This is a genomic window from Streptomyces sp. NPDC015171 (assembly GCF_043079545.1).
GTDB lineage: Bacteria > Actinomycetota > Actinomycetes > Streptomycetales > Streptomycetaceae > Streptomyces.
The window spans coordinates 500,976-524,767 of record NZ_JBIBUO010000001.1 but is presented as its reverse complement, the minus strand read 5'-3'; the positions used below and the strand labels follow the sequence as shown (position 1 = coordinate 524,767).

Annotated in this window: 24 protein-coding genes; 12 read left to right on the top strand and 12 right to left on the bottom strand. The window is 72.5% G+C overall.

Translation table 11 applies throughout. The annotated features are described in order from the left end of the window. Nucleotides 1–66 precede the first annotated feature (66 nt). Nucleotides 67–453, top strand: a complete 387-nt coding sequence (locus ACF073_RS02425; RefSeq protein ID WP_392066113.1) for an STAS domain-containing protein — start codon at nt 67–69, stop codon at nt 451–453. On the opposite strand, the gene ACF073_RS02420 is transcribed toward ACF073_RS02425, so the two are convergent. Further along, a complete protein-coding gene (locus ACF073_RS02420; RefSeq protein WP_392066111.1) occupies nt 337–1,350 on the bottom strand; it encodes a sigma-70 family RNA polymerase sigma factor in 1,014 nt (337 codons plus the stop codon). The genes ACF073_RS02425 and ACF073_RS02420 overlap by 117 nt on opposite strands. A gap of 271 nt (nt 1,351–1,621) precedes the next feature. Continuing rightward, entirely contained in the window at nt 1,622–2,929 is a 1,308-nt protein-coding gene (locus tag ACF073_RS02415; protein WP_392066109.1) for an MFS transporter, read from the bottom strand. A gap of 63 nt (nt 2,930–2,992) precedes the next feature. Here ACF073_RS02415 and ACF073_RS02410 point away from each other — a divergent pair, with 63 nt between their 5' ends. The 7 genes from ACF073_RS02410 to ACF073_RS02380 all read left to right on the top strand — a co-directional run bounded on the left by ACF073_RS02410 (nt 2,993) and on the right by ACF073_RS02380 (nt 11,349). After that, nucleotides 2,993–3,952 (top strand): LysR family transcriptional regulator, encoded by a 960-nt coding sequence (locus tag ACF073_RS02410; protein WP_392066107.1) that lies wholly within the window; start codon nt 2,993–2,995, stop codon nt 3,950–3,952. Between the two features lie 896 nt (nt 3,953–4,848). After that, nucleotides 4,849–5,796, top strand: coding sequence for a 2,3-diaminopropionate biosynthesis protein SbnA (gene sbnA, locus ACF073_RS02405; RefSeq protein WP_392066105.1), 948 nt, complete (start codon nt 4,849–4,851; stop codon nt 5,794–5,796). Between the two features lie 64 nt (nt 5,797–5,860). Continuing rightward, complete coding sequence (gene sbnB / locus ACF073_RS02400; RefSeq protein ID WP_392066103.1) at nt 5,861–6,868, top strand: 2,3-diaminopropionate biosynthesis protein SbnB; 1,008 nt, start codon at nt 5,861–5,863, stop codon at nt 6,866–6,868. Next, nucleotides 6,865–8,775, top strand: coding sequence for an FAD/NAD(P)-binding protein (locus ACF073_RS02395; protein ID WP_392066101.1), 1,911 nt, complete (start codon nt 6,865–6,867; stop codon nt 8,773–8,775). Before sbnB ends, ACF073_RS02395 begins: the two co-directional genes overlap by 4 nt. Continuing rightward, nucleotides 8,772–9,701, top strand: coding sequence for a homoserine O-succinyltransferase (locus tag ACF073_RS02390; RefSeq protein WP_392066099.1), 930 nt, complete (start codon nt 8,772–8,774; stop codon nt 9,699–9,701). The genes ACF073_RS02395 and ACF073_RS02390 overlap by 4 nt, the downstream gene beginning before the upstream one ends. A gap of 2 nt (nt 9,702–9,703) precedes the next feature. Further along, nucleotides 9,704–10,339: a LysE family translocator gene (locus ACF073_RS02385; RefSeq protein WP_392066097.1), complete on the top strand. Its 636-nt coding sequence runs from the start codon at nt 9,704–9,706 to the stop codon at nt 10,337–10,339. 59 nt (nt 10,340–10,398) lie between these two features. Then, complete coding sequence (locus ACF073_RS02380; protein ID WP_392066095.1) at nt 10,399–11,349, top strand: hydroxyacid dehydrogenase; 951 nt, start codon at nt 10,399–10,401, stop codon at nt 11,347–11,349. 64 nt (nt 11,350–11,413) lie between these two features. Here ACF073_RS02380 and ACF073_RS02375 read toward each other — a convergent pair whose 3' ends face one another. Further along, on the bottom strand, nt 11,414–12,175 hold the full coding sequence (locus tag ACF073_RS02375) for a dienelactone hydrolase family protein (RefSeq protein ID WP_392066093.1): 762 nt from the start codon (nt 12,173–12,175) through the stop codon (nt 11,414–11,416). A gap of 134 nt (nt 12,176–12,309) precedes the next feature. On the opposite strand from ACF073_RS02375, the gene ACF073_RS02370 reads away from it, so the two are divergent. Both ACF073_RS02370 and ACF073_RS02365 read left to right on the top strand, forming a co-directional pair. After that, a complete protein-coding gene (locus ACF073_RS02370) occupies nt 12,310–13,497 on the top strand; it encodes an adenosine deaminase (RefSeq protein WP_392066091.1) in 1,188 nt (395 codons plus the stop codon). A 149-nt stretch (nt 13,498–13,646) separates the two neighbouring features. After that, nucleotides 13,647–14,027, top strand: coding sequence for an ATP-binding protein (locus ACF073_RS02365; protein ID WP_392066089.1), 381 nt, complete (start codon nt 13,647–13,649; stop codon nt 14,025–14,027). 85 nt (nt 14,028–14,112) lie between these two features. Here ACF073_RS02365 and ACF073_RS02360 read toward each other — a convergent pair whose 3' ends face one another. From ACF073_RS02360 to afsQ1, 5 genes are all read right to left on the bottom strand, one after another. Continuing rightward, nucleotides 14,113–14,313, bottom strand: coding sequence for a PspC domain-containing protein (locus tag ACF073_RS02360; RefSeq protein WP_392066087.1), 201 nt, complete (start codon nt 14,311–14,313; stop codon nt 14,113–14,115). A gap of 109 nt (nt 14,314–14,422) precedes the next feature. Continuing rightward, entirely contained in the window at nt 14,423–14,986 is a 564-nt protein-coding gene (locus ACF073_RS02355; protein WP_392066085.1) for a VanZ family protein, read from the bottom strand. Between the two features lie 112 nt (nt 14,987–15,098). Next, on the bottom strand, nt 15,099–15,701 hold the full coding sequence (locus ACF073_RS02350; protein ID WP_392066083.1) for a hypothetical protein: 603 nt from the start codon (nt 15,699–15,701) through the stop codon (nt 15,099–15,101). Beyond that, a complete protein-coding gene (locus ACF073_RS02345) occupies nt 15,698–17,296 on the bottom strand; it encodes an ATP-binding protein (protein ID WP_392066081.1) in 1,599 nt (532 codons plus the stop codon). Before ACF073_RS02345 ends, ACF073_RS02350 begins: the two co-directional genes overlap by 4 nt. Continuing rightward, entirely contained in the window at nt 17,293–17,970 is a 678-nt protein-coding gene (afsQ1, locus tag ACF073_RS02340) for a two-component system response regulator AfsQ1 (protein ID WP_159399211.1), read from the bottom strand. The genes ACF073_RS02345 and afsQ1 overlap by 4 nt, the downstream gene beginning before the upstream one ends. A 241-nt stretch (nt 17,971–18,211) precedes the next feature. Between afsQ1 and ACF073_RS02335 the strand changes: the two genes are divergently transcribed. Next, entirely contained in the window at nt 18,212–18,949 is a 738-nt protein-coding gene (locus ACF073_RS02335; RefSeq protein WP_392066079.1) for a SigE family RNA polymerase sigma factor, read from the top strand. Nucleotides 18,950–19,091: 142 nt separating this feature from the next. Here the strand turns inward: ACF073_RS02335 and ACF073_RS02330 are convergent, their stop codons facing one another. Next, nucleotides 19,092–19,736 (bottom strand): uridine kinase, encoded by a 645-nt coding sequence (locus ACF073_RS02330; RefSeq protein WP_392066078.1) that lies wholly within the window; start codon nt 19,734–19,736, stop codon nt 19,092–19,094. A gap of 127 nt (nt 19,737–19,863) precedes the next feature. Between ACF073_RS02330 and ACF073_RS02325 the strand changes: the two genes are divergently transcribed. Beyond that, nucleotides 19,864–20,271 carry a hypothetical protein gene (locus tag ACF073_RS02325; RefSeq protein WP_392066077.1) on the top strand — a complete coding sequence of 136 codons (408 nt, stop codon included), beginning with the start codon at nt 19,864–19,866 and terminating at the stop codon, nt 20,269–20,271. Nucleotides 20,272–20,383: 112 nt separating this feature from the next. On the opposite strand, the gene ACF073_RS02320 is transcribed toward ACF073_RS02325, so the two are convergent. The 3 genes from ACF073_RS02320 to deoC are packed head-to-tail and all read right to left on the bottom strand — an operon-like array spanning nt 20,384 to nt 23,717. After that, nucleotides 20,384–21,292 (bottom strand): aldehyde dehydrogenase family protein, encoded by a 909-nt coding sequence (locus ACF073_RS02320; protein ID WP_392066075.1) that lies wholly within the window; start codon nt 21,290–21,292, stop codon nt 20,384–20,386. Next, entirely contained in the window at nt 21,282–22,715 is a 1,434-nt protein-coding gene (locus ACF073_RS02315; RefSeq protein WP_392066073.1) for an aldehyde dehydrogenase family protein, read from the bottom strand. The genes ACF073_RS02320 and ACF073_RS02315 overlap by 11 nt, the downstream gene beginning before the upstream one ends. 6 nt (nt 22,716–22,721) lie before the next feature. Beyond that, on the bottom strand, nt 22,722–23,717 hold the full coding sequence (gene deoC, locus ACF073_RS02310) for a deoxyribose-phosphate aldolase (protein WP_392066071.1): 996 nt from the start codon (nt 23,715–23,717) through the stop codon (nt 22,722–22,724). Nucleotides 23,718–23,792 lie beyond the last annotated feature (75 nt).

Sequence of the window (23,792 nt, the reverse complement as noted above, 5' to 3'; positions counted from 1 at the left end):
CCAACCCTCCGGTGACCGGGGCGGGCCGGTCAATGTGATCCGTGCCGGACGGCGCGGGCGACCGCGATGAGTTCCGGGCGCCGGGCCGGTCTACCGCACGTGGATGCCGAGTTCCCCGCCGTGCTCGTGCTGCCCGGGTCCGTCCGCCGTGACGAGGTGCCCGGGCTCTGCGCCGATGTGCGGGCCCTGCTGGAGACCGGCGGGGCCGGCGTGGTCGTGTGCGACGTGGGCGGGCTCGGGCCGCCGGGTCTCGCCGCCGTCGATCTGCTCGCCCGGCTGGAGCTGGCCGCCCGCCGGGCCGGCGGGCGGATCAGGCTGCGGGGCGCCGATCCCGCGCTACCCGCCCTTCTCGACCTCGTCGGACTCCGCTTCGAGATGGAGCGGCAGGCCGAACAGCGGGAACAGGCGCTTGGTGTCGAGGAAGAAGTGGAACCCGGTCAGGCGGCCCGCTGAGATCTCCAGGACCTGGATCGACCACGGCGAGAGGCCGCCCGCTTCCGGGTCCGGCTTGTAGTGGGCGAAGCCCGGCAGGCCGTTCACCTCGACCGGCAGCAGACGGGAGCCCTCGCACTCGTGGCCGATCGACGTCATGAAGCCCGTGATGTCGCCGGCGCCGGTCAGCCACATCTCGAACGGCGGCATCGTCATGATGGCGTCCTCGTGCAGCAGCGCCGTCAGCGCCGTCATGTCGTACCCCTCGAACGCCGCCACATAGCGTTCGAGGAGCTTGCGCTGCTCCTCGTCCAGGGGGTCGGAGACCGCCGCCCGGGCGCCCTTGTCGTCGCGCTCGGCGAGCGTCGCCCGGGCCCGCTGGAGGGCGCTGTTGACCGACGCGACCGTGGTGTCCAGCAGCGCGGCGACCTCGGCCGCCTTCCAGGCCAGCACCTCGCGCAGGATCAGCACCGCCCGCTGCTTGGGCGGGAGTTGCTGGAGGGCGGCCATGAAGGCGAGCCGCACCGACTCCTTGGCGACGGCGGCCTCGGCCGGGTCGTCGAGCGCCGGCAGCACCCGGGTGTCCGGCATCGGCTCCAGCCAGGTGTGGTCCGGGCGCGGGGAGAGGGCGTAGCTCGCCAGCGGGGTGGACTCGGACAGGTCCACCGGCCTGGCCCGCTTGTTGCCCGCCGCCAGCATGTCGAGGCACACGTTCGTCGCGATCCGGTACAGCCACGAGCGCACCGAGGAACGGCCCTCGAACGTGTCGTAGCCGCGCCAGGCCCGCACCAGGGTGTCCTGCACCGCGTCCTCGGCCTCGAAGGAGGAGCCGAGCATGCGATAGCAGTACCCCGTCAGCTCGGTCCGGTGCTTCTCCAGTACGACGTCGAGATCCGCCGTCGCCGTGCCGTTGCCCATCGTCCACCCACCCCTGTGGCCGTCCCGTAAGCGCGCCCTCGCGCCCCAGCACTTCGGAAGCTACCGCAGCGCACCGACAATGGCCCCCGGAGTGCGAAAACACGCAGCTCGGACCAGTCGCTTCCGAGACGTGGGGGGAGCCCGTCCGGGGCGCCGAGGACGGACCGGCGGCAACGGCGGGCCGGCGGACCGGACCAGCGGGCCGGACCGGCGGGTCAGCGGGTCCGGCAGGCGCGGCGGGTCCGGCAGGTGTGAGGGGGTCCCGCGGGCGTCAGCGGGCCGCGACCGGCCGTGCCGCGACCGGCTCCCGGCGGGCGGCGGCCCGGGCCGCCCGGGAACCGAGCACCGTGATCGTGACGACGCCGAGGACCGCGAGGACGCCCACGCCGACCGTGCCGGCCCAGCCGCCCGAGTGGAAGGCCATCGCGCCCGCCGTGCTGCCGGCGCTTGAGCCGATGTAGTACGCGGACTGGTAGAGGGCCGACGCCTGGGCGCGGCCGTGGGTGGCGGTCTTGCTGACCGCCGAGGAGGCGACCGCGTGCCCGGCGAAGAAGCCGGCCGTGATCAGGACCAGGCCCAGCAGCACCAGCGGCAGCGCGGGCGCCAGCGAGAGCAGCAGACCCGCCGCCGTGGTGCCGCCCGCCAGGTACAGCGCGCCGCGCCTGCCGAGGCGGCCCACCAGCCGGCCGGCGGTGGACGCGGAGACCGTACCCACCAGGTAGACCAGGAAGATCGAGCCCACGATGCCCTGGGGCAGTCCGAACGGCTGTGCCGTCAGCCGGTAGCCGATCACCGTGTAGACCCCGCCGAACACCGTCATGAACAGCGCGCCGATCGCGTACAGGCGGCGCAGCAGCGGGTCCGAGAGGTGGCCGCGGACCGTGCCGAGCAGCACCCGGGGGCGCAGCGAGCCCGCGGTGAAGTGCCGGGGTGCCGGCAGCAGCAGCCGGAACGCCACCGCGCACGCGACCGCGAGCACGCCGATCACCGCGACCGAGACCCGCCAGCCCCACTCCTGCGCGACCCAGCCGGTGATCACCCGGCCGCTCATCCCGCCGACGCTGTTGCCCGCCACGAACAGGCCGATCGCCGTGACCAGCGCCTTCGGCCGCACCTCCTCGGCCAGATACGCCTGCGCCGAGGCCGGGAGACCGGCCAGGGCCGCACCCTGCAGCCCGCGCAGCACCACCAGCGCGCCGATCGACGGCGCGAACGGCACCAGCAGGCCGATGGTGACGGCGACGGCCAGCGAGCCCGTCATCACCGCTCGGCGGCCGAAGCGCTCCGACAGGGCGCTCATGGGCAGGACGAACAGGGCCAGTCCGCCGGTCGCGGCCGCCACGGTCCAGCTCGCCTCGCTCGCCGTGACCCCGTACTCGCCGGAGATCAGCGGCAGCAGTGCCTGGGTGGAGTAGAGGAGGGCGAAGGTGGCGACTCCGGCGAGGAAGAGGGCGAGCCGCATCCGGCCGTAGCCGGGGTCGCCCGGGGCCATCCGGGAGTCGGAGTCGGGGGCGGGGACTGCGGGGGCCGGGGCAACGGCGTCCACACGGGTGGACGCCCCGGTACTGGCGGGAGACATGCTTCGACCGTAGGGACGGCACCTCTGATCCGTCCAATGCATGGAATCGCCATAATCGTTCCCATGGCGCATCAGCAGAGGTCACAGGGGCGGCTGTCACCGTTTGGTGACACAGAAGACATGAGCGAGGTGGTGCGGGTGCTCGCGCCCCGGCTCGCCTGGTTCGCCGGGGTCGCCCGCACCGAGCACGTCACCCGGGCGGCGCGGGAGATGAACGTCCCCCAGTCCACCCTCTCCCGCGCGATGGCCCGTCTGGAGCAGGACCTGGGTGTCGACCTGTTCGCCCGGCACGGCCGGACCGTCTCGCTGACCACCGCGGGCCGTACCTTCCTCGCCTCCGTCGAGCGGGCCCTCGCCGAGGTCGAGCGGGCTGCCGAGGAGGTCCGCGCGGACGCCGACCCGGCCACCGGCAAGGTCGCCTTCGGCTTTCTGCACACCATGGGCGCCGAGACGGTACCGGGACTGCTGCACGCCTTCCGCGCCGACCACCCGCGCATCCGCTTCAGCCTGGTGCAGAACTACGGCGAGGCGATGCTGGAGCGGCTCCGGGCGGGCGAGCTGGACCTCTGCCTCACCTCGCCGGTCCCCGACGCCCCCGATCTGGTCGCCCGCCGGCTGGACGAGCAGAAGCTCCGCCTCGTCGTCCCCGCCGAGCACCGCCTGGCCGCCCGCCGCCGCATCCGGCTCGCCGAGGCGGCCGAGGAAACCTTCGTCACCCTGGAGCCCGGCTACGGCCTGAGGCGGATCACCGACGCGCTGTGCCGCGAGGCCGGCTTCAAGCCCCGTATCGCCTTCGAGGGGGAGGAGGCGGAGACCCTGCGGGGTCTGGTCGCCGCGGGTCTCGGAGTGGCCCTCCTGCCGCCGCCGACCGTTCCCCGCCCGGGGGTGGTGGAGCTGACGGTCACCGCCCCGAGGGCGGCCCGCGAGATCGGGGTCGCCTGGCTGGCCGACCGCCCGGACACACCCCCGGTGGCCGCCTTCAAGAAGTTCCTGCTCTCACGGCGGGGGAGTCTGCTTCCCTGAGGGCGTACACCCATTTCCGCCTCTCCCTGTGCGGCGGCTGTCCGCGACGCGGACGAGAATGGCGCTTATTCACCGTTTCGGAATAGGTTCGCGTCTCATCTCCCCGTCGGCCTTGATGAACAGCGCCTGAAATCAAGGAATATGACGGAGTGTCATAAAGTTCCTGGGGAGAGGCTTCTGGCTGGAGAGAACCGAATCGCATAGCCCCTTAATCCCGTTGTCATAGACGTGTCACAGAGCGCGGGTTACAGTTTCCGCAAGATCACGCGCTGTCGCCGGACCGGCAGTTCGTGACGCAACGGCAACACCAGTGGCACCAACGGGGGAAGGGGAAAGGCGTGCACGTCACGCGTGCGGTCGTCGCACCGAGGGAAAGCCACTCCGGGCCGTCGGGGGCATCGGTCGGCGAGCAGACGGACGATCACTTAGCACCTGTCGAATCTCCGCCGGTCCGGCGGGCGAACTCCCGTATCCATGACCGGAGACGCCGGCATTCGCGCCGCGACGAGCGATGTCGTCGCCGCGCACTTCCCGCGACCCGCCCGGTGAGACACCGGCGTCGCACCGAGTCCGGGAAAGGCTCTTCCGCCTACGGCCGGCCCGCTCCGTGTCCGCCCGGAGAACGCCGGGCGCGTCCCTCGCTCTGTCATGCCCAGCGGCTCCCCGGTGCGCGGACACATTCCGCCTCCGAGGCCGCGCCGGCCTGACATCCGGCGGACGAGGTGAGCAGCGCCTCGTCGGCACCCTCCGGATCACGTCCGCGGCATGTCCCACGACGGCCATGACCGGCGCCCCGGGCACACCCATGCCCTCGTGCGCCCGGCCGCCGTCGCCGTGCCGCCACCGCACCACTCGTACCACCTCCGTCACGCTCATCCCGTTTCCGAAGGTGCTCGATGATCTTTCGCAATGCGTACGACCTGGTACTGGACGACATCTTCCTCGACCTGGGCGACTTCATCCCCGGCGTCGACCTCACCCTCAAGGTCGAGGGCCTCAACCTCGCCGGATCCATCAAACTGAAGGCGGCCGTGGGCCTCCTGGAGGACCTGGAACGCCGTGGCGTGCTCAAGCCGGGCGGCCGGGTCATCGAGTCCTCCTCCGGCAACCTCGGCATCGCGCTCAGCTCGGTCTGCGCGGCCCGCGGCTACCGCTTCACCTGCGTCGCGGACCCCAACACCGCGCGCACCAGCGTCCGTCTGATGCGGGCGTACGGCGCCGAGGTGGTCATCGTCGACCGCCGCGACGCCAACGGCGGCTTCCTCCAGTCCCGTATCGACCACATCCACGCCCGGCTGAGCGAGGACCCCGGCCTGGTCTGGCCCAACCAGTACGCCAACGAGGCCAATCCGCAGGCCCATTACCGGCGTACCGCCCCCGCCCTGCTCAAGGAGCGCGGGTTCGACATCGTCTTCATCGGCGCGGGCACCACCGGCACGCTCATGGGCTGCGCCGAGTACTTCCGCGAGTACTCGCCCGGGACCCGCATCATCGCCGTCGACACCCTCGGCTCGGTCACCTTCGGCGCCGCCCCGGCCCGCCGGCACATACCCGGCCTCGGCACCAGCCGGCGCCCGGAGATCTACCGCGACGGGCTCGTCGACGAGGTCGTCATGGTGCCGGAGTCCGCCGCGGTGCGCATGTGCCGGGGGCTCGCGACCCGGCGGGGGATCCTCGCCGGCGGCTCGACCGGTTCGGTGCTCGCCGCGGTCGCGGCCACCAGCCACGACATCCCCGAGGGCGCGTCCGTGGCCGCCATCAGCCCGGACCTCGGCGAGCGCTACCTCGACACGATCTACGACGACGACTGGGTCGGCGAGCGCTTCGGCGCCGCCGACGACTGACCCGGACGACGTTGTCGTCCTCCGCACCACCGCGCAACGCAGCCAGGATCTGAAGGAGCCACCCATGTTCGAATTTGACGTCGTCGGCGGCCGTACCGTCCAGGACATCGTCCGGGACAGCCGCCGGGACATCGTCCGGGTCGTCCGGGACACCTACCTCGCCCACCACGCCGGACGCTCCGTGAACCCGGACAGCTATTTCCTCCGCTTTCCCGAGAAGCCCGCGGACCGGATCATCGCCCTGCCCGCCTACCTCGACGGCGAGCGCGAGGTCGCGGGCATCAAGTGGATAGCCAGCTTCCCGGCCAACATCGAGCGCGGCATCCCCCGCGCCTCGGCCACGCTCGTGCTGAACGACGCGGAGACCGGCTACCCGTTCGCACTGCTGGAGGCCTCGCAGATCAGCGCCGCCCGCACCGCGGCGTCGGCCGTCCTGGCCGCCGACGTCCTGGCCGGCGGGCGCAAGAGCGGCCGGCTCGCGGTGGTGGGCGCCGGCATCATCGCCCGGAACATCCTGGAGTTCTTCCACGCCGAGCAGTGGGAGTTCGAGCAGGTCGTGGTGCACGACCTGAGCCCGGAGTACGGCACGGCCCTGGCCACCCACGCCACCGAGCGGCTCGGCTACCCGGCGTCCTACGCCGGCACCCTCCAGGAGGCCACCGCCGGCGCCGACCTGGTCGTCTTCGCCACCACCGCGGGCGAGCCGTACGTCCTGGACACCGACGCCTTCGCCCCCGGCCAGATCGTCCTCAACATCTCCCTGCGGGACATCGGCCCCGAGCTGATCGCCGGCTCCTACAACGTGCTGGACGACGTCGACCACTGCCTGAAGGCCAACACCTCCCCGCACCTGGCCGAACAGAAGTACGGCAACCGGGACTTCATCACCGGCACCCTCGCTGAGGTGATCAACGGAGAGGCCGCGGTCGGCACGGACAAGCCGGTCGTCTTCTCCCCGTTCGGCCTGGGCGTCCTCGACCTCGCCGTGGGCCTCGAAGTGCACCGCGTCGCCGCCGAGTCGGGCCGCACCACCGCCATCACCGACTTCTTCGGGGAGACCGAGCGGTGGTGACGACTTCTCTCCGGCAGACGCCGGTCGCGGGCACCGTCGGGATCATCGGCCTGGGCTCGCGGGGCATCGGCGTCCTCGAACGCCTCGTCACCCGTGCCGCCCGCCCGGAGTGGGCGGGCCGCCGGCTCGTGGTCGAGGTGGTGGACCCGGACGGCACCGGCGTCGGCATCCACGCCGTGGACCAGCCCGACCATCTGCTGCTCAACACCGTCTGCGCCCAGGTGAGCCTCTTCCCCGAGGAGGCCACGGTGGGCGCGGCCGTCGGCGACCGGGGCCCCGACCTGTACGAGTGGGTGACGGCCCGGGGGCTGAAGGTGGCCGAGGACGGCTACACGCTCGGCGCCGAGGGCCGGCCGGTGCGGCCGGACGACTATCTGCCGCGGCGGGTGCTCGGCGAGTACCTCGGCTGGTTCCTGCGGCGCCTGCTCGACCGGGCCCCCGAGAACGTGGAGATACGGCTGCACCGCGCCGCGGCGACCCGTCTGTCCGACGGCCCCGGCGACTCCCGGCAGATCACCCTGGACACCGGCGAGACCCTGCGGGTGGACACGGTCTTCCTCACCACCGGGCACACCCCGCAGGCCGCCCCCGACCCCGGGGCGCCGGGAGCGGCCCGCCGCATCCACGCGATCTACCCGCCCGCCGCCGCCTTCGTGGACGTCGCCCCCGGCCAGACCGTCGCCCTCGGCGGCACCGGCCTGTCGGGCATGGACGTCCTCGCCTCGCTCACCCTGGGCCGGGGCGGCAGGTACGAGGCGGCCGAGGGCGGTCTGCGCTACCTGCCCAGCGGACGGGAGCCGCGCGTCCTGCTGTTCTCCCGTACGGGCATCCCCTTCCGGGCCCGGCCCGCCGCCAACCGCACCGGCGGCCCGTACCAGCCGCTGGTGTTCACCCCCGAGGCCCTGGACGGCCTCCGCTCGGCCGGGGACGGCCGCCTCCTGAACCTGCACGGCGACCTGCTCCCGTTGATCCGCACCGAGATGCGCGTCGCCTTCCACCGCCGGGCCGCCGGCCTCGTCGGGGGAGCCGACGCCGAGCACGCCCTGACCGGGCGGCTGGGCGCGGCGGCCGGCGCGGGCACCCTCGACGACGAGCTGCGCGCCCTGGACCTGGAGCACGCCGAGCGGTTCGGCCACTTCGACCCGCAGGAGCTGCTCTTCCCGGACAGCGCCGAGTTCGACTCGAGCGACGCCTACCGCAAGTGGTACGAGGAGCGGCTGCGCTCGGACCTGGTGGAGGCCCGGCTCGGCCTCGGCGGCAGCCCCGTCAAGGCCGGCCTCGAAGTCCTGCGTGACCTGCGCGACGTCGTCCGGCACGCCGTCGACTTCGGCGGCCTGGACGAGGACTCCCACGACGCGTTCTACGGCTCCTTCACCGCCACCCTCAACCGCTCGGTGACCGGCCCGCAGCTCGACCGGCACGAGGAGCTGCTCGCCCTGCTGGAGGCCGGGATCGTCAGCGTGCCCTTCGGGCCCGCCCCGCGCGTCGAGTGGGACGGGACGGCGTGGCGGCTCTCCTCCACCCGCCTCGGCACCGAGCACGGCGCACCGGCCGACTGGCTGGCGTACGCCACCTCGGGCCAGCCCGACGTGGAGGCCACCGGCAGCCCGCTGCTGGCGGACCTCGTGGCGAGCGGCCGGGCCCGCCGGCACCGCGCCGGCGCCCGCAGCAGCCGCGGTGTCGACATCACGGCGGACCAGCACCCCGTCGCCGCCGACGGCAGGCCCGACCGGAAGGTCCGCGTCCTCGGCCCGCTCTGCGAGGGGGCCACCTTCTACAACCACTACGTCCCCTCACCCGGCGGGCGCAACCGCGCGCTGGCGGACGCCGACCGGTGCGTCATCGCCGTACTGGCCGAACTCGCCGCCGCAGCCGAGCCCGAGACCACCAGGAGCGCCACGCAGTGACTCTCATCGTGCACACCCGGATCGACGCCGTCGACCAGCTCGCCGAGGAAGGCATCACGGTCACCGTCGAGCCCCGTACGGCCGGCACCACGACCCCGGCCGTCGAACTCGCGATCCTCAACCTGATGCCGGACAAGCCGGTCACCGAGACCCAGCTGCTGCGCCTGCTGTCCGGTGCCGGGCTCCCCGTCCGCGTCACCCTCCTGCGCCCCCGGGACCACATCTCCAAGAGCACGCCCGAGGCGTACCTGAAGGAGCACTACCAGACCCACGAGGACGTCGCCGACCGCCGGTTCGACGCCCTGATCGTGACCGGCGCCGCCGTCGAGCTGCTGCCCTTCGAGCAGGTGTCGTACTGGGACGAGCTGCGCGGGATCATCGACTGGGCGCAGCGGAACGTCACCTCCGCCCAGTACGTCTGCTGGGGCGCCCAGGCCGCGCTCTACCACCGGTACGGCATCCCCAAGCACGAGCTGCCCGCCAAGCTGTTCGGCAACTTCCCGCACCGGCTCACCGACCCGTCCTCCCCGCTGCTCGCGGGCTTCGAGCCGGTCGTCGCGGTGCCGCAGTCGCGCCACACCGAGAACCTCCGCGCCGACTTCGAGAAGACCGAGGAGCTGCGGATCCTGGTGGAGTCGCCCGAGTCCGGGGTGCACATCGCGGTCAGCCGGGACGGCCGGGAGCTGTACGTCTCCGGGCACCCGGAGTACGACGTCGACACTCTGCTGCGCCAGTTCCGCCGCGATCGGGCAAAGGGGGCGGACATCGCCCTCCCGGTGAACTATTTTCCGGGTGACGACCCGTCGGCGGCCCCGGTGGAGAACTGGCAGGAACCTGGACGGATCCTCTACCGGAACTGGCTGCGTGGCCTCACGCGCGACGGAATCCCGCTGGCCGAGATCACGGCCGACAAGTCAGGAGTGTAAGGGTGTCAATCCTTCAGGCATTGGTCTCGTTCGCCCTGGTGTCCGCCCTGTTGGTGGTCATGCCGGGCGTGGACACCGCACTGGTCATCCGCAACACCGTGGCGCGCGGCAGGCTCCACGGCTTCGTCACCGGCGTCGGCGTGGGCGTCGGCGCCATCATCTGGGGCGGCGCGATCGCGGTGGGCATCGGGGCGCTGCTGGACGCCTCCGAGACGGCCTACACCGTGTTCCGGATCGTCGGCGCCGCCTACATGGTCTGGCTGGGCATCGGGCTGTGGCGCTCGGCGCGGGCCATCGGCTCGGGGCAGGAGGGGGAAACCGACCTGGAACCGGAGAACGCCTCGCTGTGGCGCTCCTTCGGCCGCGGCATGCTGAACAACCTGGCCAACCCCAAGGTCGGCGTCTTCTACGGCGCCACGATCCCGCAGTTCATCCCCGACGACGCGTCCCCCGCGCTCATGGGCAGCGCCCTCGCCGCGGTCAACGCCCTTGAGGCGGTGGCCTGGTACGGCCTGATCAGCCTCGGCGCCCACGGTCTGCGCACCTGGATGAAGCGCCGCTCGGTCCGCCGCTCCGTCGACGCCACCGCGGGCACGGTCATGATCGCCTTCGGTATCGCGATGGCGGTCGAGAGCTGAACCCCGGGCGCACGGCACCCGCACAGAGCCCAGCAGCCCCCACACCTACGGAGATACCGATGTCTTCCCGTGTCGTCCTGGTCGCCGACCCCCTGCCGGCGGCCGCCCTGGAGCGTTTCGGCCCCGGGTACGAGGTGCGCCACTGCGACGGCGCCGACCGCGCGCAGCTCCTGGCCGCGGTGGGCGAGGCCCACGCCCTGCTCGTCCGCAGCGCCACGACCGTGGACGCCGAGGTCCTCGCGGCGGCGCCGCGGCTCGCCGTCGTCGGACGGGCCGGGGTGGGGGTCGACAACATCGACGTCGGCGCCGCCACCGCGGCCGGCGTCGTGGTGGTCAACGCCCCGGCCGCCAACGTCGTCAGCGCCGCCGAGCTGACGTGCGGGCTGCTGCTGTCGGCGGCCCGCGACATCCAGTCGGCGGGCCGGGAGGTGAAGGCGGGCATCTGGCGGCGCAGCACCCATGTCGGCACCGAACTCGCGGGCAAGACCCTGGGGATCGTCGGGCTCGGCCGCATCGGCCTGGCCGTGGCGCGGCGCATGACCGCCTTCGACATGACGGTCCTCGGCCACGACCCCTACGCCACGGCGGCGACGGCGGACCAGTACGGCATCAAGCTGGTCGCCCTGGACGAGCTGCTGTCCCGCTCGGACTTCATCACCGTCCACGTACCGCGGACGCCGCGGACCGCGGGCCTGATCGGCGAGGCCGAACTCCGCCTGGTCAAGCCCACGGCCTATCTCGCCAACGTCGCCCGCGGCGGCATCGTGGACGAGGCGGCCCTGCACACGGCCCTGCGGGAGTCCCGCCTCGCGGGCGCCGCCCTCGACGTCTTCGACGAGGAGCCGTGCACCGACTCGCCCCTGCTCGGGCTCGACAACGTGACGGTGACCCCGCATCTGGGCGCCAGCACCCGGGAAGCCCAGGAGCGGGCGGCGACGGACGTCATCCGCGCCCTCCTGCAGACCCTGGCCGGCGAGCGGGCCCCGGAGGCCCTGAACGCCCCTCGCTGAGCACCGGGCAGCCGCGGCGGGCGGTGCCGTGGGCGTGATCACGGCAGCGGCGCCGCGGCCCGGCTCAGCGCTGCAACGACTTGCCGAACCCCGCCGCCAGCGGCATCCGCAACCCGATCGGCGGCGGGGCGGCCAGCGCGTCCTCGACCGGGCGCGACACCGGGCAGCCGAACAGCGCCCCCATCACGAAGTCGGCGGACAGGCAGAGCACCTCGTCCCGGTGGGCGTGCAGGCCGTGCCCGTCGGAGTGCACCTCGAACCGGCACACGTCCCGGTTCGCCTTCTTCGCCCGCGCGGCGAAGCGGAACGACAGCTCGGGGTCGGTCCGTTCGTCGTTCGTGCCGTGCGCGATCAGCACCCGGCGGCCGGCCAGCTGCTTCACCGGCTCGGCGGGGGCCGCGACATCGTCCTCCGGGAGCCAGGGGGCCAGCGCGACGACGGAGTTGACGGCCTCGTGCCCGCCGGCCCGGAGCGCGGCGCGTCCGCCCATGTCCACGCCGACCAGGCACACGGGCACGTCCCCGTACCGCCGTACGACCTCGTCGGCGGCCCACTCGGCGTCCCCGGCCAGATGCGCCTCGCTGCCGTTCCAGCCGCGGTAGCGGTACTGGACGGGGTGGACGGCCAGCCCCTCGGCCCGGCCCGCGCGGGCGAGCGCGCGGCCGAGGGAGCGGATGAGGGTCATCGACCAGACGGGGGAGGGACGGCGGCCGGAGACCTCCTCGCCGCCCGGGAGCAGCAGCACCGCTCCGCTCACCGGCGCCGGCCCCTGGCCGACTGCCCTTCCGAGCCTGGCCGTTCGGACCGGCGTCGCTTGCTGTCCCATGACAGAACAGTGTCAGAAGCGGCGGTGTACGAAACCCGTCCATGGGGTCACCGTTGCGTATCGACGGAAAAGCGCCGGAAAACAGCTGACGCACGCACCGGGCGCTCTACGCGCGTAGGAGTTAGAGTGCGGAAATGACGAGCCAGACTGCACCGACGGGGGCCGTCCCGGCGCCCGTGCCGGCACACGTTCCGACGCCGGACCAGATCCGCCGGGCGCCCAAGGTACTGCTGCACGATCATCTCGACGGCGGACTCCGCCCGGGGACCGTCGTCGACCTCGCCCGGGAGTCCGGCTACGCCGAACTTCCCGAGACCGACCCGGACAAGCTGGGGATCTGGTTCCAGGAGGCCGCCGACTCCGGCTCGCTGGAGCGGTATCTGGAGACCTTCCGGCACACCGTCGGCGTCATGCAGACCCGGCAGTCCCTGATCCGGGTCGCCCGGGAGTGCGCCGAGGACCTCGCCGAGGACGGGGTCGTCTACGCCGAGGTGCGGTACGCGCCCGAGCAGCACCTCGACGGCGGACTGACCCTGGAAGAGGTGGTCGAGGCCGTCAACGAGGGCTTCCGGCAGGGCGAGCGGCTGGCCCGGGAGAACGGCCACCGGATCCGCGTCGGCGCCCTGCTGACCGCCATGCGGCACGCGGCCCGCTCCCTGGAGATCGCCGAACTGGCCAACCGCTACCGGGACTCGGGCGTGGCGGGCTTCGACATCGCAGGCGCCGAGGCGGGCTACCCGCCCACCCGGCACCTCGACGCGTTCGAGTACCTCAAGCGCGAGAACAACCACTTCACCATCCACGCCGGCGAGGCCTTCGGTCTGCCGTCCATCTGGCAGGCGCTCCAGTGGTGCGGCGCCGACCGGCTCGGCCACGGCGTGCGGATCATCGACGACATCGAGGTCCGCGAGGACGGCTCGGTCACGCTGGGCCGGCTCGCCTCCTATGTGCGGGACAAGCGCATCCCGCTGGAGCTGTGCCCCAGCTCCAACCTGCAGACCGGGGCCGCGCCCTCGTACGCCGAGCACCCCATCGGGCTGCTGCGCCGGCTGCACTTCCGGGCCACCGTGAACACCGACAACCGGCTGATGTCGCACACCAGTATGAGCCGCGAATTCGAGCACCTCGTCGACGCATTCGGTTACACGCTCGACGACCTCCAGTGGTTCTCCGTCAATGCGATGAAATCAGCGTTCATTCCTTTCGATGAACGACTCGCGATGATCAATGACGTGATCAAGCCCGGATACGCCGAGCTGAAATCCGAATGGCTGTTCCGGCAGACCGCCTCCACCAGCGGTTCTGACCGCTCGGAGGGGTAGCCGCCGACTGCTCCCGGTACGGAATGCGGACGCGCTTTCACAAGCCGTCCGCATTTCGGTGTTTGCGGCGGGCGGTCCGGCATGTTTACGGTCGTGGACCGCTCAGATCATTTTTGATCACCCGTCTCCGCATTCAAGGACGCATTTAAATGAAGCAGTCTGCCGTCAAGAGCCTGGGCGTCGCCGCCCTCGGTGCCGCCATCGCCGCCGTCGGCGCGGGCGCCGCCAACGCCGCCCCGGCGGTCCCCGACGCCACCCAGGCCCTGGACGCCGTCACCAAGACGCTGCCGGCCGAGCACGTCGGCAAGGCGCTGCCGGGCGCCGGACAGGCGCTCTCCCAGGGGCAGCGCGCCGTGACGCATGGGCAGGGTGCCGTGGGCGCCGGGGTGGCCGCCGCCCGGCCCGCCGTGCAGCAGGCCCTCGCCGAGGGGCCGACCGCGCCGGCCGCCCGGCTGATCGGCGGACTGCCGGTGCAGAAGACCGGCCTGCCCACGCACGGCGTGCCGGTGAACGGCATCCCGCTCGGCTGACACCGCCGCCGTACGACGACGCCGCTGGGGCGCCCCCGAAGGACCGGGGCGCCCCAGCGGCGTACACGCGCGTGCGCGCACCGGCTCACCAGGCGGTACGGGCCTTGTCCTCGGAGGGCAGCAGCAGCCACAGCGCTATGTAGACCAGGAACTGCGGGCCCGGCAGCAGGCAGGACACCAGGAAGATCACCCGCATCGTCGTGGCCGAGGTGCCGAAGCGCCGCGCGAGGCCGGCGCAGACTCCGCCGATCATGCGGCCGTGAGTGGGGCGAACGAGGGCGGTCATGTCGGCTCCTCCGTGGTCGTCGGCTCGCTCCCGAGCCGGTGGCGGGACCCCGGCCGGGGTCCCTCAGCTGTCTTCCACGGTACGGAGACGAAGGGGGCGAAGCGTCGCTCTACGGGGCGATCCCGACCCTGGGAATCGTCGGGGTACGGCCCTGAGACAGCTCCTCCTGGACGGTGACCACCTGACCGGCCCTGCCGGGTTCCCCCGCCTCCCGGCGCCGCAGCCGGGCCCGGGCCGCCGGCACGACGGCCAGGTGGGCCAGGGCGACGCCCGCCGTGTTCAGCAGCAGCGAGTCCACGTCCACGACCCGGCCCGGCACACCGGTCTGCAGCAGGGCGATGCCCAGGGAGATCAGGGTGCCCGCGGCGGCCGTACGCACCAGGGAGGCGAGCGGGGAGACGGTGAGCCTGCCGTGCGCCATGGGCAGCAGCACGCCCAGCGGCGCCAGCAGCGCGAGCCCCTCGCCGAGCGGTCTCGCGGCCCCCGGCCAGCCGAGCGCCAGATCGGCCCGGACGCCGGCCAGCGGGCGCAGATTCGGGGGCATCACCCAGGGGACGTCCAGGGGGCGCAGCATCAGCCAGGCGACTAGGGCGAGATGCGCGACGAGGAGGACACCTCCTGTCACACGGATGCGGGACGCGGCGCTGCCGCCGATGGAGCCTTGACGCTGCACGACCCCCAAGACGCGGCGGCGGGTGCGATTGGTTCCGCTGTGGAAACGTTTTGGCGCGACGCGCCGTACCGGCCCCGGTGCCGCGGGTGCGCCGGCACGACGCCGGACCCCGCTACGGCCCCGCGATGTCGCTGGAAGGCGGCTGCGTCGTTCCCGGGCGGTCGCGGACGTCGTCGGTGCACTCGTAGCGCCGCAGCCGCCCCTGGTCCGGGCCGCCCAGGATGACCGAGCCGTCCCCCTCGGCGGCGGCCGAGTCGGACAGCGTGCAGACAAGCTGGGCCAGGGCGTACGAGGTCAGACGGCTCGGCGGGGTGCCGAGCCGCAGCGCCTCCTCCGGGTCCTTCGGTCCCGGCCCGCTCACCGAGAGGGCGCCCGGCACGTACGTCGTGTAGCCGGCGGCGCGCTCGGCGGCCGAGGGCGACGCGGCGAGCTGGTCCAGCAGCCCCTGCGCCACGATCACCCGGCGCCGGGCGTCCGGGGTGCCCTCCGGCACCCGCACCGCGCGGTCCACGGCCACCAGGGACGCCCCGCACAGCAGGAAGACCTGCACCGGCACCCCGCGCGAGGACTGCGTGGCCAGATCGGGCCCGGCCAGCGAGCACGGCACCCGGGAGGGCGCCGCCCCGAAGTCGGTCGGCACCTCCGTGGCCCGGATGCCGCAGCCGGCGAGCAGCGCGCCGAGGAGGGGCAGCGCCAGCAGGCGTCGTACGGTCATGACCCCTCCTCTCCCGGACTGTTCCGGTCGGTCTTGCTGTCGTCGGTGCCCGCGCCGTCCTCCTCGGTCAGCCGCGAGGCGTCCCGTGGCAGCCGTAGCGTGAACACCGCCCCGCCCTCCGGGGAGTTGGCCGCGGTGATCTCGCCGCCGTGGATATGGGCGTTCTCCAGGGCGATGGACAGGCCGAGCCCGCTGCCCTCGGAGCGCGGCCGGGAGGCGCTCGCCTTGTAGAAGCGGTCGAACACGTGCGGCAGGACGTCCTCCGGGATGCCGGGGCCGTGGTCGCGGACCTGGATCACCACTTCCGCGCCCGCCTCCTCGGCCTCCCGCACCGACACCCGCACCGGCGACCCGCCGTGCTTGAGCGCGTTGCCGATCAGATTGGCGAGGATGACGTCGAGGCGGCGCGGGTCGAGCCGGGCGTGCAGGCCGCGCTCGGCGTCCAGCTCGACCGCGTCCAGCCAGGCGCGGGCGTCGATGCACGCGGTGATCTGGTCGGCGAGGTCGACGTCGTCCAGGACCAGCCGGGCGGTACCCGCGTCGAAGCGGGTGACCTCCATCAGGTTCTCGACCAGGATGTTCAGCCGCCGGGTCTCGCTGACCACCAGCCGTACGGCGGGCTCGACCATCGGGTCGATGCCGCCGGCCTCCGACTCCAGCTCCTCCTCCAGCACCTCCGTGACGGCGGTGATGGCGGTGAGCGGGGTCCGCAGCTCGTGCGACATGTCGGCGACGAACCGGCGGGACGCGTCGTCCCGGCCGGCCATCTCCGCCACCCGCTGCTCCAGCGCCTCGGCCGCGTTGTTGAACGTCCGGGACAGATCGGCGAGTTCGTCGGTGCCGGACACCTGGAGACGGGTGTCGAGCCTGCCCTCGCCGAGCCTCCGCGCGGCCACGCCGAGCCGGTGCACCGGCTTCAGCACCGTCGTGGCGGCGGCCTGCGCGAGCAGCGCGGCGCCGATCAGCGCGAGCCCGGTGGCGATCCCCAGCGACCAGGCGAGCGAGTTGAGGTCCTTCGCCTCCGGCTCCAGCGACTTCGCCATGTAGCCGGTCGGACCGCCGCCGATCACGCGCGTACCGGCCACCAGATAGGGCGTGCCGTGGTCCGTGACCCGCTGCCAGTACAGGTGGTACGGCTCCTTGGCGGCCTCGGTCGGCCGGTGCCGCTTGGTCACGGCGGCGCGCAGCGACTTCGGCACGTCCTCCAGCGAGAAGCCGTTGATGCCGCCCGAGTTGCCGTACACCGTCTTGCCGTCGGCGTCCTCGGCGACCAGCAGCACACTGAACCGCTGGCTGCTGGCGGCCATCTGGCCCGCCGACCGCTGCAGTTGGTCCTGTGTCGGGTGCTCGGGCAGCGCGCCCGCCCGGTTCTGCATCTCCTGCCGGAAGTCGCGCAGCACCGCGTCCTGGGCGCGGGTGAGCACGGCCTCCCGGTTGAGCCAGTAGGCGATGCCCGAGGCCGACACCGCCGCGGTGAGCGCGACCAGGCCGAAGACGACGACCAGCCGCAGTCTGAGGCTGGTGAACCGCAGCCTGGACACGCTTCCCCTGCGCCCCGCGGCCCAGCCGCGCAGCCCCCCGTGCGTATCGGTCACTGAGGAACGTCCAGGCGGTAGCCGACACCACGGACGGTACGGATCAGGGTGGGGGACGACGGGACGTCCTCGACCTTGGCGCGCAGCCGCTGCACACACGCGTCGACCAGGCGCGAGTCACCCAGGTAGTCGTGCTCCCACACCAGCCGCAGCAGCTGCTGGCGGGAGAGCGCCTGACCGGGCCGCCGGCTCAGCTCCAGCAGCAGCCGCAGCTCGGTCGGGGTCAGCTGGAGGTCCTCGCCGTTCTTCGTGACGGTCATCGCCGACCGGTCGATGACGAGGCTGCCGAAGGTCGCCGAGTCGCTGGACTCGCGTTCCCCGCGCCGCAGCACGGCCCGGATCCGGGCGTCCAGCACCCGCCCCTGCACCGGCTTGACGACATAGTCGTCGGCGCCGGACTCCAGCCCGACCACGACGTCGATGTCGTCGTTGCGCGCGGTCAGCAGGATGATCGGCAGCTGGTCCGTGCGCCGGATGCGCCGGCACACCTCGAAGCCGTCGATGCCGGGCAGCATCACGTCCAGCACGATGAGGTCCGGCCGCTGCTCGCGCAGCAGCTTCAGACCGTCCTCGCCGCTGGCAGCGGTGGCCACCCGGTGTCCCTGGCGCGTCAGGGAGAGCTCCAGGGCCGTGCGGATGGCGTCGTCGTCCTCGATCAGCAACAGGGAAGGCACGGGCTCATTCTGGCCCATGGACCGGCCGTCGGACGACCTGCCGTGGCCATGCCTTCTGTAGCGCGACCGCCTGTGCGCACTCTGTGACCGGCCTGAGCAGGGCCCCTGTGACAGGTCTGTGACAGTCGACGGACACGGCCATGAAGTGGCCCCGGCAGTCTTTTGGTCACGGGCAGGCGGCCTGAGGCGGCCGGCCCGGGCAAGGTCGGAGTCACCGGAAGTCCACGACGGGGAGCGCGAGATGAACACGCTGCACAGCATCAGCACCAGCGCAGTTGTCACGCGTCTGCACGACGGGCACCGGGGATCGGAGAAGTCCGGTGCCGTGAGCGGGCGGGGGTGCGCTCGCGGCGCCGGACGTCAGCACGCCGTCTACATGACGGTGGTTGACGGGCGCACGGGGGAAGCGCACGGGGGAGCCGCGTACAGGGAGGAATCGGGGGAGCGCCGCTCGCTGACGGAGGCGGAGTTCACCGCCTACGTCCAGGAGCGCCGCGCCTCCCTGTACGCCACCGCCTACCACCTGACCGGTGACCGCTTCGAGGCCGAGGACCTGCTGCAGAGCGCGCTGTTCTCGACGTACAAGGCGTGGGAGCGGATCAGCGACAAGGCGGCGGTGGGCGGATATCTGCGCCGCACCATGACCAACCTGCACATCAGCGCCTGGCGGCGCCGCAAGCTCAACGAGTACCCGACCGAGGAACTGCCGGAGACGCCCGGTGAGACGGACGCGATGCGCGGCACCGAGCTGCGCGCGGTCCTGTGGCAGGCGCTGTCCCGGCTGCCCGAACTCCAGCGCACCATGCTGGTCCTGCGCTACTACGAGGGCCGCACGGACCCGGAGATCGCGGAGATACTCGGCATCAGTGTCGGCACGGTGAAGTCCAGCATCTGGCGGTCGCTGCGCCGGCTGCGCGAGGACGAGGTCCTCAGCTTCGGCCGTGACGAGGAGAGCGCCTTCGGCGAACTGGTCGCCTGAAGGTCCGGGGGGACGGGGGAACACGGGGGGAGCACGGGGGAATCGGGGGACCACTGGGGGGTGGGCCCGCGAACACGGGGGAGCACGGGAAGCGGGACTGGTGGGCCGGGGGGCCGACCGGTCCCGCTCACTCGTTCCCGCCCTATTCGACGGTCGCGGCGCTCCGCGCGCCCACGTGCCGTCCGGCGGCGGCCGCCGCGAGCCGGCCCAGTGCCTCGTCCCGGTCGCACGGGTGGGCGCCGAGGGACACCTGGCGGGTGACGATCGACCGCTCGGCGCGCATCAGCCGCCAGCCGCGGCGCAGCAGGAACGGCACCGACTTGCGGCCCTCCTTCAGATCGCGCAGGAAGCGCCGCCGGAAGGTGGTCACGGGGCCGCGGGTCAGGCACAGCGCGTCGGCGAGCACCCCCAGTTCGCGGCAGCGCTCGACGACCTCGGCGGCGAAGATGCCCTCCGCGATGAACAGCGGGGTACGGCCGATGTGCAGGGTCTCCTCGCCGGTACGGGCGCTGCGCGCGAGGTCGTACACCGGTACCTGCGTCGATCCCGTGGCGCACAGCCGGGTGATCGCCGCGACCGCGACGTCGGCGTCCCACGACTGCGGGTGGTCCCAGTCGATGTCCGAACTCCCCGGCACCAGCGGCAGGGTCGGGTCGTCACCCTCCTTGTAGAAGTCGTCGAGGCGCAGCACGGGGAGCCCGGCACGGGCGGCTACGAGTGACTTGCCCGAACCCGAGGGGCCGCACAGCAGCACGACGCGGGCGGGGGACGGAGGATGAATGCTCACGGAACACCAGTTTGATGCATGGGGGGCGTCCTGCCGACCCCGCGGGTCGGCTTTTGAGCGTGAGTCTCACCTCAACTACCCTACGTGTCGACATCATCACCCTGCGCACCCAAAGGTGGCACCAGCGATGGCCCGACACACTTCTTCCCAGCACCCCGCCGCGCAGCGCGCGCTGATCGCCCTCGCGGCCGCCGGGGCGGCCCTGGGCGCGGGCGCGGCCACGGCACAGGCGGCGGACAACGGCCCGCAGCTCGTGGACGTGCCCTGGCGGCCCACCGCACTCGGCAAGGTCGACCCGGAGTCGGGCCTCGCGGTCGCCACCGGCTCGGTCCGCTACGTCACCGGACCGGTCGCCGGGCTGAAGCCCAACCCGCTCGCGGGTACGGGCGTCGACCCGCTGGACAACGGAGTGGGCACGCAGCTGGCCGACTTCAAGCCGGTCGGCTCCCGCACGGTGACCGCCCCGCTGTCCCAGGCGCGGTCGCTCGGGACCCTGCCCGTGGTCGGGCAGGCCCTGGCCGTCGTCAGCCACTGACGGCGGCGCGGCGCGGCCGGCGGCGGGCACCCCGCCCCCGGTCGGCGGCGGCCCCGCCGCGTGCGCGTGAGCGGGGCGCCGCCTTCTGTGCCGGACGGGCCGGAGTCCGCCGTCAGTAGGACGAGCCGGACGCGCCCAGCGAGCCCGTCGGGTGCCACACCGTCTTCGTCTCCAGGAACGCCGTCATGCGGTCGGTCCCGGGCGTCGCGAAGTAATCCACAGCCTGTGGACGCAGTACGCGCTTCAGGTTGTCGGCCGCCGCGATCTCCAGCTCCTTCGCCAGCACCTCGTCGGCGCCCGCGAGGTCGATCGCGTTGACGTCCTGGTGCGCGGCCAGCGGCGCCGCGAGCTCCGCCGTACGGCCGGACAGGATGTTGACCACACCGCCGGGGACGTCGGAGGTGGCCAGCACCTCGCCCAGGGACAGCGCCGGCAGCGGGGCCTTCTCGGAGGCGATCACGATCGCCGTGTTGCCGGTGGCGATCACCGGGGCGAGGACCGACACCAGGCCGAGGAAGGACGACTCCTGCGGGGCCAGGACGGTGACCACACCGGTGGGCTCGGGGGAGGACAGGTTGAAGTAGGGGCCCGCGACCGGGTTGGCGCCGCCGATCACCTGGGCGATCTTGTCGGTCCAGCCCGCGTACCAGACCCAGCGGTCCACGGCCGCGTCGACGACCGCCGCCGCCTTCGACTTCGACAGGCCCTCGGCGTCCGCGACCTCGCGGACGAACTGCTCCCTGCGGCCCTCCAGCATCTCCGCGACGCGGTAGAGGACCTGGCCGCGGTTGTACGCGGTCGCGCCGGACCAGCCGCCGAACGCCTTGCGCGCGGCGACCACCGCGTCACGGGCGTCCTTGCGGGAGGACTGCGGGGCGTTGGCCAGCCACGTGCCCTTTGCGTCGGTCACCTCGTACACCCGGCCGCTCTCGGATCGCGGGAACTTCCCGCCGACGTACAGCTTGTAGGTCTTGAAGACCGTGAGCCGCTGCTGCTCGGTCTTGTCGGTCTTATCGGACATCGAGGTACGCCTCCAGGCCGTGGCGGCCGCCCTCGCGGCCGAAGCCCGACTCCTTGTAGCCGCCGAACGGCGAGGTCGGGTCGAACTTGTTGAACGTGTTGGACCAGACGACACCGGCGCGCAGCTTGTTCGCGACGGCCAGGATGCGCGAGCCCTTCTCGGTCCAGATGCCGGCGGACAGGCCGTACTGGGTGTTGTTGGCCTTGGCGACCGCCTCGTCCGGCGTGCGGAAGGTGAGGACCGACAGCACCGGGCCGAAGATCTCGTCGCGGGCGATGGTGTGCGCCTGGGTGACGTTCGTGAAGAGCGTCGGGGCGAACCAGTAGCCGCTCTCGGGGAGGTCGCAGGCCGGGGACCAGCGCTCGGCGCCCTCCGCCTCACCCTGCTCGGCCAGCGCGGTGATCCGGGCCAGCTGCTCGGCCGAGTTGATCGCGCCGATGTCGGTGTTCTTGTCCAGCGGGTCGCCGAGGCGCAGCGTGGACAGGCGGCGCTTGAGGGCGTCCAGCAGCTCGTCCTGGACCGACTCCTGGACCAGCAGGCGGGAGCCCGCGCAGCAGACCTGGCCCTGGTTGAAGAAGATGCCGGTGACGATGCCCTCGACGGCCTGGTCGATCGGGGCGTCGTCGAAGACGATGTTGGCGCCCTTGCCGCCCAGTTCGAGGGTGAGCTTCTTGCGGGTGCCCGCCACGGTCCGCGCGATCGCCTTGCCGACGGCCGTCGAGCCCGTGAACGCGACCTTGTTCACGTCCGGGTGCGCGACGAGCGCGGCGCCCGTGTCGCCGTAGCCCGGAAGGATGTTGACGACACCCTTGGGCAGGCCCGCCTGGCGGCAGATGTCCGCGAAGAACAGGGCGGACAGGGGGGTCGTCTCCGCCGGCTTCAGGACGACCGTGTTGCCGGTCGCGAGGGCCGGGGCGATCTTCCACGCCAGCATCAGCAGCGGGAAGTTCCAGGGGATGACCTGGCCCGCGACACCCAGCGGACGCGGGTTCGCGCCGAACCCGGCGTGGTCGAGCTTGTCGGCCCAGCCCGCGTAGTAGAAGAAGTGCGCGGCGACCAGCGGGAGGTCCGCGTCGCGGGTCTCCTTGATCGGCTTGCCGTTGTCCAGCGTCTCCAGGACGGCCAGCTCGCGGCTGCGCTCCTGGATGATCCGGGCGATGCGGAACAGGTACTTGGCGCGCTCGGTGCCGGGCAGCGCCGACCACTTCTCGAACGCCTTGCGGGCGGCCTTCACCGCGCGGTCCACGTCCGCCTCGCCGGCCTGGGCGACCTCGGAGAGGACCTCCTCGGTGGACGGGCTGACCGTCTTGAAGACCTTGCCGTCGGCCGCCTCGGCGAACTCGCCGTCGATGAACAGGCCGTAGGAGGGGGCGATGTCGACGACGGAGCGGGACTCGGGCGCCGGTGCGTACTCAAAAACCATGATGGATCAGTCCACCGTCACGTAGTCGGGGCCGGAGTAGCGGCCGGTGGCCAGCTTCTGGCGCTGCATCAGCAGGTCGTTCAGGAGCGAGGAGGCGCCGAAGCGGAACCAGTGGTTGTCCAGCCAGTCCTCGCCCGCGGTCTCGTTGACCAGCACCAGGAACTTGATCGCGTCCTTGGTGGTGCGGATGCCGCCGGCCGGCTTCACGCCGACCTGGACGCCGGTCTGCGCGCGGAAGTCGCGCACCGCCTCCAGCATCAGCAGGGTGTTGGACGGGGTCGCGTTGACGGCGACCTTGCCGGTGGACGTCTTGATGAAGTCCGCGCCCGCCAGCATGCCCAGCCAGCTCGCCCGGCGGATGTTGTCGTACGTCGACAGCTCGCCGGTCTCGAAGATGACCTTCAGCCGGGCGCTCGTCCCGCAGGCCTCCTTCACGGCGACGATCTCGTCGTACACCTTCAGGTAGTGGCCGGCGAGGAACGCGCCGCGGTCGATGACCATGTCGATCTCGTCGGCGCCCGCGGCGACGGCGTCCCGCACGTCGGCCAGCTTCACGCCGAGCGCGGCCCGGCCGGCCGGGAAGGCGGTGGCGACCGAGGCGACCTTGACGCCGGAGCCGGCGACGGCCTCCTTGGCGACGGCCACCATGTCGGGATAGACGCAGACGGCCGCTGTGGTCGGGGCCGTCCGGTCGGTCGGGTCCGGATGGACCGCCTTGGCGCCGAGCGCCCGGACCTTGCCCGGGGTGTCCGCGCCTTCCAGCGTCGTCAGGTCGACCATCGAGATGGCGAGGTCGATGGCGTACGCCTTCGCGGTGGTCTTGACGGAACGGGTGCCGAGGGAGGCGGCGCGCGCCTCCAGGCCGACCGCGTCGACACCGGGCAGTCCGTGGAGGAAGCGGCGCAGCGTGCTGTCGGAAGCGGCGACGTCGCCGATGGGGGTACCGCCCACGCGTTCAGCAGTGGGGGAGTACGCAGCTGATGCAGTACTGGGCATGGTCACCAGATGAGCATATCTACGCGCGTAGCGGCTGTACACCCCCGCTGCTCATCCCGGGTCCGGAGATCACGGATGAGC

Coding starts and splice junctions, on each gene's coding strand:
- ACF073_RS02380 (WP_392066095.1), top strand. CDS start 10,399: ATGTCTTCCCGTGTCGTCCTGGTCGCCGACCCCCTGCCGGCGGCCGCC.
- ACF073_RS02315 (WP_392066073.1), bottom strand. CDS start 22,715: ATGGTTTTTGAGTACGCACCGGCGCCCGAGTCCCGCTCCGTCGTCGAC.
- ACF073_RS02425 (WP_392066113.1), top strand. CDS start 67: ATGAGTTCCGGGCGCCGGGCCGGTCTACCGCACGTGGATGCCGAGTTC.
- ACF073_RS02415 (WP_392066109.1), bottom strand. CDS start 2,929: ATGTCTCCCGCCAGTACCGGGGCGTCCACCCGTGTGGACGCCGTTGCC.
- ACF073_RS02375 (WP_392066093.1), bottom strand. CDS start 12,175: ATGGGACAGCAAGCGACGCCGGTCCGAACGGCCAGGCTCGGAAGGGCA.
- ACF073_RS02365 (WP_392066089.1), top strand. CDS start 13,647: ATGAAGCAGTCTGCCGTCAAGAGCCTGGGCGTCGCCGCCCTCGGTGCC.
- ACF073_RS02360 (WP_392066087.1), bottom strand. CDS start 14,313: ATGACCGCCCTCGTTCGCCCCACTCACGGCCGCATGATCGGCGGAGTC.
- ACF073_RS02410 (WP_392066107.1), top strand. CDS start 2,993: ATGGCGCATCAGCAGAGGTCACAGGGGCGGCTGTCACCGTTTGGTGAC.
- ACF073_RS02335 (WP_392066079.1), top strand. CDS start 18,212: ATGAACACGCTGCACAGCATCAGCACCAGCGCAGTTGTCACGCGTCTG.
- ACF073_RS02370 (WP_392066091.1), top strand. CDS start 12,310: ATGACGAGCCAGACTGCACCGACGGGGGCCGTCCCGGCGCCCGTGCCG.
- ACF073_RS02320 (WP_392066075.1), bottom strand. CDS start 21,292: ATGTCCGATAAGACCGACAAGACCGAGCAGCAGCGGCTCACGGTCTTC.
- ACF073_RS02420 (WP_392066111.1), bottom strand. CDS start 1,350: ATGGGCAACGGCACGGCGACGGCGGATCTCGACGTCGTACTGGAGAAG.
- ACF073_RS02325 (WP_392066077.1), top strand. CDS start 19,864: ATGGCCCGACACACTTCTTCCCAGCACCCCGCCGCGCAGCGCGCGCTG.
- sbnA (WP_392066105.1), top strand. CDS start 4,849: ATGATCTTTCGCAATGCGTACGACCTGGTACTGGACGACATCTTCCTC.
- ACF073_RS02350 (WP_392066083.1), bottom strand. CDS start 15,701: ATGACCGTACGACGCCTGCTGGCGCTGCCCCTCCTCGGCGCGCTGCTC.
- sbnB (WP_392066103.1), top strand. CDS start 5,861: ATGTTCGAATTTGACGTCGTCGGCGGCCGTACCGTCCAGGACATCGTC.